This is a genomic window from Rhizobium sp. BK602, assembly GCF_014195095.1.
Taxonomy (GTDB): Bacteria; Pseudomonadota; Alphaproteobacteria; order Rhizobiales; family Rhizobiaceae; genus Rhizobium.
Map to the genome: position 1 here is coordinate 363,359 of NZ_JACIBC010000006.1, position 10,935 is coordinate 374,293.

8 protein-coding genes are annotated in these 10,935 nt (G+C 63.6%); 2 read left to right on the forward strand and 6 right to left on the reverse strand.

The window, feature by feature from the left end; all coding sequences use genetic code 11:
* Positions 1 to 113: 113 nt before the first annotated feature.
* A complete protein-coding gene (locus FHX11_RS20940) occupies positions 114 to 1,328 on the forward strand; it encodes an adenylate/guanylate cyclase domain-containing protein (RefSeq protein WP_184360149.1) in 1,215 nt (404 codons plus the stop codon).
* A gap of 5 nt (positions 1,329 to 1,333) precedes the next feature.
* Here FHX11_RS20940 and FHX11_RS20945 read toward each other — a convergent pair whose 3' ends face one another.
* From FHX11_RS20945 to FHX11_RS20970, 6 genes are all read right to left on the reverse strand, one after another.
* The gene (locus tag FHX11_RS20945) at positions 1,334 to 3,301 is read right to left on the reverse strand and encodes a 3-hydroxyacyl-CoA dehydrogenase NAD-binding domain-containing protein (RefSeq protein WP_184360151.1); all 1,968 of its coding nucleotides are present in this window, start codon (positions 3,299 to 3,301) and stop codon (positions 1,334 to 1,336) included.
* Between the two features lie 27 nt (positions 3,302 to 3,328).
* Positions 3,329 to 3,724: a RidA family protein gene (locus FHX11_RS20950; RefSeq protein WP_184360153.1), complete on the reverse strand. Its 396-nt coding sequence runs from the start codon at positions 3,722 to 3,724 to the stop codon at positions 3,329 to 3,331.
* A 117-nt stretch (positions 3,725 to 3,841) separates the two neighbouring features.
* The gene (locus FHX11_RS20955) at positions 3,842 to 5,023 is read right to left on the reverse strand and encodes an acyl-CoA dehydrogenase family protein (RefSeq protein ID WP_184360155.1); all 1,182 of its coding nucleotides are present in this window, start codon (positions 5,021 to 5,023) and stop codon (positions 3,842 to 3,844) included.
* A gap of 4 nt (positions 5,024 to 5,027) precedes the next feature.
* Positions 5,028 to 5,879 (reverse strand): enoyl-CoA hydratase family protein, encoded by an 852-nt coding sequence (locus FHX11_RS20960; protein WP_184360156.1) that lies wholly within the window; start codon positions 5,877 to 5,879, stop codon positions 5,028 to 5,030.
* Positions 5,876 to 6,664, reverse strand: a complete 789-nt coding sequence (locus tag FHX11_RS20965) for an SDR family NAD(P)-dependent oxidoreductase (protein WP_184360158.1) — start codon at positions 6,662 to 6,664, stop codon at positions 5,876 to 5,878. The genes FHX11_RS20960 and FHX11_RS20965 overlap by 4 nt, the downstream gene beginning before the upstream one ends.
* Positions 6,665 to 6,671: 7 nt before the next feature.
* The gene (locus FHX11_RS20970; RefSeq protein ID WP_184360160.1) at positions 6,672 to 8,990 is read right to left on the reverse strand and encodes a bifunctional salicylyl-CoA 5-hydroxylase/oxidoreductase; all 2,319 of its coding nucleotides are present in this window, start codon (positions 8,988 to 8,990) and stop codon (positions 6,672 to 6,674) included.
* A 295-nt stretch (positions 8,991 to 9,285) separates the two neighbouring features.
* On the opposite strand from FHX11_RS20970, the gene FHX11_RS20975 reads away from it, so the two are divergent.
* Positions 9,286 to 10,896 (forward strand): AMP-binding protein, encoded by a 1,611-nt coding sequence (locus FHX11_RS20975; protein ID WP_184360162.1) that lies wholly within the window; start codon positions 9,286 to 9,288, stop codon positions 10,894 to 10,896.
* Positions 10,897 to 10,935: the final 39 nt, after the last annotated feature.

The window sequence follows — 10,935 nt, forward strand, 5'->3', positions numbered from 1 at the left end:
CGCCGCAGGGGCGACGATTGTCGGTCTCCAGCCGGTTTATTTGGGTTGCACTGCATTCCAAGCCTACATATTTCGTATTAAAGCGAATCCTTTCGGGAGTCGGGAGACAATCCATGAACGACAAGGACATCGGCGAAATCGCCGGCTGGCTCATGCAGAGCGGCCTCAAGGGCATGGGAGAGGCCGATATCCTGGCGGGGTTCTGCGAGGCCTGCTGTCGCCACGGACTGCGGGTCGATCGCGCCATGGCGCTGATGGACACGCTGCATCCTGTCTATGAAGGCCGCGCCTTCCGTTGGGACGGCAACCAATCGATCGAGCGCGAGCTGGAATACGGGCCTTCCCATCAGGGGATCGCTGCCGAGAACTGGCTGCGCACCTCCTTCTACCATATGCTGACGACCGGTGGGGAAGAGGTACGGCGGCGCATCGGTTTTGGCGATCCGGCCGATTTCTTCGGCCTGGACACGCTGCTGAACGACGGTCACACCGACTATATCGCGATGGTGCACCGCTTCGAGGCGGGCGGCACGATCGGCGAGATGGATTGTTTCTATTCCAATTTCGCCACCGCGGCCGCCGCGGGTTTCCCGGACGAGGACCTGCGCGTGCTGCGCAAACTTGCGCCGGCTCTGGCATTGGCGATCAAATGCACCGGCATGGGGCGCATCGCGCGCACGATCGCCGAGGTCTATCTCGGCGAGGATGCCGCGCGCCATGTGCTCGAGGGCAAGATCACGCGCGGCAAGGCCGAGCGCATCTCGGCGGCGCTGTGGTTCTCCGATCTCGCCAATTACACGCGCATTTCGGATACGGCCGAGCCCGACGAGATCATTCCGATGCTGAATGCCTATGCCGACGCGGTGATCTCCTCGATCCACGAGGCCGGCGGCAATGTGCTGAAGCTGATCGGCGACGGCACGCTGGCGATTTTCAAGGCGAGGGATTCCGGCGACGCCTGCGCCGCGGCCCTGATGGCGGAATCGCTGCTGCGCCAGCGCCTGCGCGATCTCAACGCGCAGCGGCAGATCGAGGGGCGGCCGGTGACCGAGGTCTATCTCGGCCTGCATATCGGCGATGTCTTCTACGGCAATATCGGCAGCATGGACCGCCTGGATTTCACCGTTATCGGCCCAGCCGTCAATGAGGTCAGCCGTATCGCCTCCATGTGCCGTTCGGCCGACCGCAATATCCTGATGTCGGCGAATTTCGTCGAAGCCCTGTCGGCGGCGGAGCAGAGCAACGATCTCGTCTCGGTCGGGCGCTATGCGCTGCGTGGCGTCAACCGGCCGCAGGAGCTGTTCACGCTGCTGTCGTCGGCCGCTTGAGCCTTTCAGCGATGGCCGGCGGCGAACATCGGGCCGCCCTTGTGCGCGGGAAAGCCGTAGCCATTGATCATGACCAGATCGATATCGCCGGGGCGAGCGGCGACATGCTCGGATAGCAGCGCCTTGCCTTCGTCGCCCATGGCCCGCAACAGGCGGGCGACGATCTCGTCGGTGGTAAAGCCTCTCGGCGTCACGCCCTTTTCCTTGCGGGCAGCCTCGATCTTCGCCGTCACCTCTGGATCGACGCTGCGCCGGCCCTGCGAATAGGCGTACCAGCCGCGCCCCACCTTCTGGCCGAAGCGGCCGGCTTCGCAGAGGCGGTCGGCGATGACGACATAGCGGGCGGCCGGATCGCGCGTGGCCGCCTGCCGCTTGCGGCGCGCCCAGGCGATTTCGAGGCCGGCCATGTCATAGACGGCGAAGAGGCCCATCGGAAAGCCATAGGCCTCCAGCGCCGCATCGATCTCCTGCGGCAGCGCGCCGTCTTCAAGCATGAATTCGGCCTCGCGCCGATAGGCGGAAAAGATGCGGTTGCCGATGAAACCCTCGGTGACGCCGCAGACGATCGGCAGCTTGCCGAGGCGCTTGGCGAAGGCGAGTGCGCTCGCCAGCACATCCGGCGCGGTCCTCTTGCAGTTCACCACCTCCAGCAGCCGCATGATATTGGCGGGCGAGAAGAAATGCAGGCCGACGATGCGTTCCGGATGGGCGGTCGCCGCGGCGATGACGTTTGGATCGAGGTAGCTGGTGTTGGTCGCGAGGATCGCGTCGGCGCGGATGATCCCGTCCAGGCGCTGGAACAGTGCGGTCTTGACGGCGAGATCGTCGAAGACGGCTTCGACGACAAGGTCCGCCTGTGCGAGTTCCTCCGCATCGGCAGAGACCGTCAGCCGGGCGAGGTGCTCTTCCCGGCCTGCCGCATCGAGGCGGCCGGATTGCACTGATTTGTCGAGGAGGCCGGCGATCCTCTCCCGGCCCTTGTCGGCGCCTTCGGGTGTCTGCTCGACGCCGATGACGCGATAGCCGGCATTGAGCGCTGCTGCTGCAATGCCCGAGCCCATCAGGCCGGTGCCGACGATGCCGACGGTTTCGATCCCGCGCGGCGAGACCTTTTCCAGACCCTCGACCTTGCCGGCGGCGCGTTCGGCGAAGAAGACATGGCGAAGGGCGGCCGCTTCCTCGCCGTCCCGCAGCTCGACAAAGGTGCGGCGCTCTTCCGCAAGCGCATCGGCAAGCGATGTCGTCGCGGCAAGACGAACGAGGCGGATAGCTTCCGCAGGCGCGCGCTGGCCACGCGCCTTGCGCATCGCTTCGGTAGCGGCCTTGTCGATGCTCTCGCTCGTTTCGGGCGGGACGGGCAGCGTGCCGGTCCGCCGCAAGGATGGCATCGCCGCATGTCTTATGGCGGTGATGCTATCCTCGATCAGCGCGCCGTCGCTCAGATCGTCAAGGATGCCGAGTCTCTGTGCCTCGCCAGCCGGGATGACGCGTCCGTTCGCGATCAGCTCGACGGCGGCGGCCGTGCCGATCAGGCGCGGCAGGCGTTGCGTGCCGCCGGCACCGGGGACGATGCCGAGCTTGACTTCCGGCATGCCGATCTTTGCGTCGGGACTGGCAAGGCGCCGATGGCAGGCAAGCGCCACTTCGAGGCCGCCGCCCAGCGCTACGCCGTTGATGGCGGCGGCGATCGGCTTGGCAAAATCCTCGATGCGGGCGACGAGCTGTGGCAGGGTCGGTTCGACCGGCGGCTTGCCGAACTCCCTGATATCGGCGCCGCCGATGAAGGTGCTGCCCGCGCCGGTCAGTATGATGGCGGTGACGGCCTTGTCCACCTCGGCGCGATCGAGCGCCACCATGAGGCCGGCACGGACATCGGCCGACAGGGCGTTCACGGGCGGATTGTCGATGGTCACGACGAGGATATCGTCCGCCAATTTCGCCGAGACGGTGTCCGAGAAGCGCAATGCCGACATGGGTTCGTTCCGTCTCTTCCAGTAAGCTTATTGCGGGATGACGGCGATCGCCTGGATTTCGATCTTGGCGCGATCCTCGACCAGAGCGACGACCTGCACGGCGGCCATGGCCGGAAAATGCCGGCCGATGGTCTCGCGGTAGACCTGGCCGACAGCCTTGAGATTATCGAGATATTCCCGCTTGTCGGTGAAATACCAGGTCATGGAGGTGATGTGCGTCGGCTCGGCGCCACCTTCGGCGAGAATGGCGACGACGTTCTTCAGCGTCTGGCGGACCTGCTCGACGAAATCGTCGCTTTCGAATTCGCAAGCCGCGTTCCAGCCGACCTGGCCGCCGACGAACACCATGCGGCCCGTCGCCGCCATGCCATTGGCATAGCCGATCGGCTTGGCCCAGCCTTCAGGTTGCAGGATGGTATGCATCGGTCGTCTCCAGATAAGAGGTCAGTGCGGCGTGGCGGCCATGCCGGTCGTGGTACGGGCGAGGATGTTGCCGGCCGGCCCGGTCGAAAATCGCGTGGCGTCTCGTCTCGTCTCCCATCAATTGGCCTTCAGGAGTTCGCGCGCGACGATGAGTTTCTGGACCTCCGTCGCGCCTTCGTAGATGCGGAGCGCCCGGATTTCCCGATAGAGCTTTTCGGTGATCTCGCCCGATTTCACGCCGCGGCCGCCAAAGAGCTGGACGGCGCGGTCGATGACGCTTTGCGCTGTTTCCGTCGATGTCATCTTGGCCATGGCGGCCTCGCGTGTCGTCGGCAAATGCTGCACGTCGCGGCGCCAGGCTGCGCGGTAGGTGAGGAGGGCTGCCGCATCGATGCCGGTCGCCATGTCGCCGAGGGCGGCCTGGGTCAATTGAAGGTCGCCGAGCGCTGCGCCGAACATGCGGCGGGTTCGGACATGAGCGAGCGACTCGTCCAATGCTCTTCGGGCAAAGCCGAGGCTGGCCGCAGCCACCGAGGCACGGAAGATATCGAGCGTACGCATGGCGATCTTGAAGCCTTCACCCGGTGCGCCGAGGCGGCGCGAAGCGGGGATGCGGCAATTGTCGAAGCGGATCGTCGCCAGCGGATGCGGCGCGATCACCTCGATGCGCTCCATGATCGAGAAGCCGGGGTCGTCGGCGAAGACGACGAAGGCAGAAATGCCGCGTGTGCCCGGCGCTTCGCCGGTGCGAGCAAAGACGGTGTAGACGTCGGCGATGCCGCCATTGGAAATCCAGGTCTTTTCGCCATCGAGAACATAATGGTCGCCGTCGGCATGGGCCGCGCAGCTCATGGCCGCGACATCGGAGCCGGCGCCTTTTTCCGACAGTGCGAAGGCGGCGAGCCAGTCGCCGGCGCGGACTTTCGGCAGCACGGCGGCGCGCAGCTCGGGTGAGCCGGAAAGGCCGATTGCACCGGTGCCCAGGCCCTGCATGGCGAAAGCGAAGTCGGCAAGGCCGTCATGCCAGGCCAGTGTTTCGCGGGCGATGCAGACGAGGCGGGAATCGATCAGCGGGTCGTCGTGGGAGGTGCCGGTTGCGGCGGCGAGGAGGCCGGCGTCGCCGAGCGCCTTGACCAGCTTGCGGCAGGCGGCGTCGACATCGCCATGGTCGATATCGGCCATGGCCGAGGATGCGGCGAAGGCATCGACTTCGGCTGCGAACGCGCGGTGACGCTCCTCGAAGAACGGCCAATCCAGATGCTCCCGTGTCGGGCCGGGGAGGGCTGATAGAGCGGACATAGCTTCAGTTCCCCTCGAATGTCGGCTTGCGCTTGGCGGCAAAGGCCTCGAAAGCGCGGCGGAAATCCTGGGTCGCCATGCAGACCGCTTGGGCCTGTGCCTCGGATTCGATCATTTCGTCGATGCCCATCGCCCATTCCTGGTTCAGCATGGTCTTGGTCATGCCATGCGCGAACCAGGGGCCGTCGGCGAGCGATTGGGCGAGCTTCACGGCCTCCTGCTCCAGATCGGCGGTTGCGTGCAGGCTGTTGTAGAACCCCCAGGCATGGCCTTCCGTCGCCGACATCGAGCGGCCGGTGAATAGCAGTTCGGCGGCGCGCCCCTGGCCGATGATGCGGGGCAGGATGCCACAGGCACCCATGTCGGCACCGGCAAGGCCGACGCGGGTGAAGAGGAAGGCGGTCTTGGCTTCGGGCGTCGCCAGGCGCAGATCGGAGGCCATGGCGAGGATGGCGCCGGCCCCGGCGCAGATACCGTCGACGGCCGAAACGATCGGCTGCGGGCATTTGCGCATCGCGCGGACGAGATCGCCGGTCATGCGCGTGAAGGCGAGCAGCTCGGGCATGGCCATGCGGGTCAGCGGCTCGATGATCTCGAAGACATCGCCGCCGGAGGAGAAATTGCCGCCGGCACCGGTCAGCACCACGGCGCGCACATCGGACGCGTAGGTGAGATTGCGGAAGAGATCGCGCAGCTCGGCGTAACTGTCGAATGTCAGCGGGTTCTTACGGTCCGGACGGTTCAGCCGGATGGTGGCGACGCGGCCGTCCTCGCTGACTTCCCAGAGGAAATGGCGGGCCACATAGGTGTTGAAGGGCACAAGATGGCCCCGCATCGTCATGTCCTGTTCGCTCATCCCGCCAAAACCTCTCCGCCGGCAACCGCGATTGCCTGTCCATTGATCGATGCCGCCGCCGGCGATGCCAGCCACAGAACGGTGTCGGCAACCTCCTCCGGTTTGACGAGCCGTCCCTGCGGATTGTGTTTGGTGAATTCCAAAAGCGCCTGTTCCGCCGTGCGTCCGGTCTTGGCGACGATGGTCTCGATCGAGCGCTGAATGATCGGCGTGTCGGTGAAGCCGGGGCAGACGGCATTGACCGTGATGCCGGTCCTTGCCAGCTCCAGCGCCAGCGAACGCGTCAGGCCGACCACGCCATGCTTGGCGGCGACGTAGGCGGAGACATAGCCGTAGCCGGTCAGGCCCGCCGTGGAGGCGATGTTGACGATGCGCGCGCCGGCTCCATGGGCTTTCAGGTCTGGCAGCACGGCTTGCGTTACCAGGAAAACGCCGGTGAGGTCGACCGTCAGCACGCGGTTCCACATCTCCAGGCTGGTCTTTTCGAACGGTGCGCTCGGCGCTTCGCCGGCATTGTTGACGAGAATATCGATGGGGCCGAATTTTTCGCGGGAAAGAGCCAGGCCCTTGGCGATCGCTTCGGTGCTGGCGACGTCGAAACCGTCAACAACGAAAGCGCCTACACCGATCTCGCTGGCGACGGTCTCCAGCGGTTCCTTGCGTCGCCCCGCGAGCGTCACGTTTGCGCCCTCGGCGGCAAGCGCCCGCGCAATGGCGGCGCCGATGCCGCTACCGGCGCCGGTGACGAGGGCGTGACGGCCCGCAAGTTTGCCTGCTCTCGTCATCGGGGCCTCACTTCGCCGGCGCGGTGGCGGCCGCGCGGGCAAGGTTGGTTTCATATTGCGTCTTGCCGGAGAGATATTGCTTCGGCCAGGGGATCGCGGTCAGGCCGATCTTGGCGGCTTCGTGCAGCGACCAGGCGGGGTCGGCCAGATGCGGGCGGGCGACGGCGCAGAGATCGGCGCGGCCGGCGGCGATGATCGAATTGGCGTGGTCGGCCTCCGAGATCGCGCCGACGGCAATCGTGGGGATGCCGATCTCGTTGCGGATCTTGTCCGAGAAAGGCGTCTGGAACAGGCGGCCGTAAATCGGCTTTTCTTCCTTCGACACCTGGCCGGACGAGCAATCGATCAGGTCGGAGCCGGCCTCCTTGAACATACCGGCAAAGATCGCCGCATCCTCCGGCGTGTTGCCGCCGTCGGTCCAGTCATGACAGGACAGGCGGACGGACATCGGCTTGTCCTGCGGCCAGGTTTCCCGCATCGCCTTGAAGATCTCCAGGGGATAGCGGGCGCGGTTTTCATGGCTGCCGCCATAGTCGTCGTTACGCAGATTGGTCAGCGGCGACAGGAAACTCGACAGCAGGTAGCCGTGGGCGCAGTGCAGTTCCAGCCAGTCGGCGCCGGTGGTGATGGCCAGTTTCGTGGCATGGACGAAATCGGCCTTGACGCGATCCATGTCGGCGCGGTCCATGGCCTTCGGCACCTGGCTGTTCTTGAGGTAGGGAACGGCAGAGGCCGAGATCAGCGGCCACGCACCGTCGGCAACCGGCTGGTCAATCCCTTCCCAGGCGACTTTCGTCGCGCCCTTGCGGCCGGCATGGCCGAGCTGGATGCCGATCTTGGCAGCGCTGTTGGTGTGCACGAATTCGACGAGCCGCTTCCATTGCGCCGCCTGTTCCTCGTTCCAGAGGCCGAGGCAGCCGGGCGTGATGCGGGCATCGGGCGAAACGCAGGTCATTTCCGCGAAGATCAGGCCGGCGCCGCCGAGAGCGCGGGAACCGAGGTGGACGATATGAAAATCGTTCATCGCGCCATTTTCGGCCGAATACATCGCCATCGGCGAGACGACGATGCGGTTAATGAGCTGGACATCGCGCAGACGATAGGGCGTGAACATCGGCGGCAGGCAACGGTCGTTGCCGACGGCAAGGCCGGATTTCCTGGCGAACCAGCGCTCGTAGCCTTCCAGCCAGTCCCTGTCGCGCAGCCGCAGGTTCTCGTGGCTGATGCGCTGTGAGCGGGTCAGCATCGAATACATGAACTGCTCGGGTTCCAGCGTGTCGGCATAGCGACGTCCGACGACCTCGAACCATTCCATCGCGTTGCGCGCCGCATTCTGGATGCGGGCGACGTCGACGCGGCGGATGTCTTCATAGGTTGCGAGAATGGCTGGTATCTTGTCCTTGCCGTGCCCATGAATCTGGAATTGCCGCGTCAGCTCGATGGCATCATCGATGGCGAGCTTGGTGCCGGAGCCGATGGCGAAATGCGCGGTATGGGCGGCATCGCCCATCAGCACGACATGCGCGTTGCCGTTGAAATGGCTCCATTTGCCGCAGATCAGCCGGTTGAAGTTCAGCCAGGCCGAGCCGCGGATATGGCGGGCATTGGTCATCAGCGGGGCGCCGTCCAGCACCTCCGAAAACAGGTTCTCGCAGAAGGCGATGGAGCCGTCCTGGTCCATCTTGTCGAGACCATGGGCGAGATAGGCTTCCTCGGTGGTTTCAACGATGAAGGTCGAGGTCTTGTCGTCGAATTTGTAGATATGCGCCTGGAACCATCCATGCGCGGTCTTGCGGAAATCGAAGGTGAAGGCATCGAAGAGCTTGTTGGTGCCGAGCCAAATATAGCGGTTCGGACGGGTGATCATGTCCGGCTGGAAGACTTCGGGATAGTGATTGCGGATCTTCGAATTCAGACCGTCCGAACCGATGATCAGATCGACGTCGGGGAAATCGAGGTCGGAGGCGACGTCGGTTTCGAAGATCAGCTCGACACCGAGTGCCTCGCAGCGCTTCTGTAGGATGTTCAGCAGCTTCTTGCGGCCGATGCCGACGAAGCCGTGGCCGGAGGTGCGCTGGCGCGTGCCCTTGAACCAGACTTCGATATCGTCCCAGTGGTTGAAAGCGTCCTCGATCTTGGCGGCGCTTTCCGGGTCCCATTCGCGCATGGAAACCATGGTGGCATCGGAGAAGACGACGCCCCAGCCGAAAGTGTCATAGGGGCGATTGCGTTCGATGACGCGGATAGAATGTTCGGGATGGAGCTTCTTCATCAGAAGCGCGAAGTAAAGTCCCGCAGGGCCGCCGCCGATACAGACGATGCGCATCGCTTCTCTCCCATGGCGCCGAGACCGGCTCCAAATTCATTTAAGTTTAAAATATATTGTCGTTGCCACCCGTCAAGACGCATCTTGCCGGAGCCGCAGGCCGTTGGCCATCAAAATACACCGAAAATTCCAAAATGTCCTTTTGAATCAAGGGTAGGCTAATAATATTTTAAACTTAAAATTTCTTTCTTGAACATTGTGACCGTCAGTGCGATCTTTTTGATCGCGCGACGCATGCCGAAGGGGAAAGCGGCAAGGGTGGCGATCTGATCGAGAAGAATGTGGGAGCAAGGCAATGCTGGGACCGACCGGCCATAGCGATACATTCACACGAGACAATCTGCCGTCCTCGGAGGCATGGCCCGACTTGCTGCTGGATGGTTTCGACTATCCCGAATGGCTGAACGCCGGGTTCGAACTCAGCGACCGGATGGTCGAAAAGGGCTTCGGCGACCATGTGGCGCTGATCGGCAATGGCCGGCGCCGCACCTATAAGGAATTGACGGACTGGACCAACCGCATCGCCCACGCGCTTGCCGAAGACTTTGGCGTCAAGCCCGGCAATCGCGTTCTCATCCGCTCCGGCAACAATCCGGCAATGATCGCCTGCTGGCTGGCGGTGACGAAGGTCGGTGCCGTCGCCGTCAACACCATGCCGATGCTGCGGGCGGGGGAGCTTTCGAAAGTCATCGACAAGGCGCAGATCTCTTTGGCGCTTTGCGATACGAGGCTGCTGGCGGAGCTGGTCGCGGCGGCAAAGGACAGCCGGCATTTGAAGCAAGTCGTGGGTTTCGACGGCACGGCCAATCATGATGCCGAACTCGACCGTATCGCGCTCAACAAGCCGGTGCGTTACGAGGCGGCAAAGACGGGGCGGGACGATGTGGCGCTGCTCGGTTTCACCTCGGGATCGACAGGCGTGCCCAAGGCGACGATGCATTTCCATCGCGATATTCTGATCATCGCCGATGCCTATGCCAGGGAAGTGCTGCAGGTTACGCCGGACGATGTCTTCATCGGCTCGCCGCCGATCGCCTTCACCTTCGGGCTCGGCGGTCTGGTCGTCTTTCCGCTTCGCTTCGGAGCATCGACGGCGCTCCTCGAAAATGCCTCACCGAAGAACATGGTCGAGATCATCCAGGAATACGGCGCGACCATCAGCTTCACCGCGCCGACAGCCTATCGCGCCATGCTGGCCGCCATGGACGAGGGCGCGGATCTCTCCTCGCTGCGCATCGCGGTTTCGGCCGGCGAGACCTTGCCTGGACCGATTTTCGAGGAATGGACGCGCAAGACCGGCAAGCCGATCCTCGACGGCATCGGCTCGACCGAGCTGCTGCATATCTTCATTTCCAATCGGCTTGACGATGCGAGGGCGAACTGCACCGGCAGGCCGCTTGCCGGTTATCAGGCACGCGTCGTCGATGACGATATGAACGAGGTCTCGCACGGCACCATCGGCAGACTGGCGGTGCGCGGTCCGATCGGCTGCCGCTATCTCGCCGATGACAGGCAGACCGATTATGTCAAGGACGGATGGAACCTGACGGGCGACAGTTTCATTCAGGACGAAGAAGGCTATTTCCATTTCGCCGCGCGGTCCGACGACATCATCCTTTCGGCCGGCTACAATATTGCCGGGCCGGAAGTGGAATCGGCACTTCTGTCGCATGCCGATGTGCTGGAATGTGCCGTTGTCGGCAAGCCGGACGAGGATCGCGGCCATATCGTTCAGGCGCATGTGGTGCTGATGCCGGGTGTTGCCGGATCGGATCTGCTGGTCAAGGCGTTGCAGGATCACGTCAAGGCGGTGATCGCGCCCTACAAATATCCGCGTTCCATCGTCTTCGTCGAGGCTCTGCCGAAGACGGAGTCGGGCAAGATACAGCGCTTCCGCCTCAAATAGCGAAATGCTCCGGTGCTGCGCATGTTTCATGTATTTGCA

Coding starts and splice junctions, on each gene's coding strand:
- FHX11_RS20940 (WP_184360149.1), top strand. CDS start 114: ATGAACGACAAGGACATCGGCGAAATCGCCGGCTGGCTCATGCAGAGC.
- FHX11_RS20945 (WP_184360151.1), bottom strand. CDS start 3,301: ATGTCGGCATTGCGCTTCTCGGACACCGTCTCGGCGAAATTGGCGGAC.
- FHX11_RS20950 (WP_184360153.1), bottom strand. CDS start 3,724: ATGCATACCATCCTGCAACCTGAAGGCTGGGCCAAGCCGATCGGCTAT.
- FHX11_RS20955 (WP_184360155.1), bottom strand. CDS start 5,023: ATGTCCGCTCTATCAGCCCTCCCCGGCCCGACACGGGAGCATCTGGAT.
- FHX11_RS20960 (WP_184360156.1), bottom strand. CDS start 5,879: ATGAGCGAACAGGACATGACGATGCGGGGCCATCTTGTGCCCTTCAAC.
- FHX11_RS20965 (WP_184360158.1), bottom strand. CDS start 6,664: ATGACGAGAGCAGGCAAACTTGCGGGCCGTCACGCCCTCGTCACCGGC.
- FHX11_RS20970 (WP_184360160.1), bottom strand. CDS start 8,990: ATGCGCATCGTCTGTATCGGCGGCGGCCCTGCGGGACTTTACTTCGCG.
- FHX11_RS20975 (WP_184360162.1), top strand. CDS start 9,286: ATGCTGGGACCGACCGGCCATAGCGATACATTCACACGAGACAATCTG.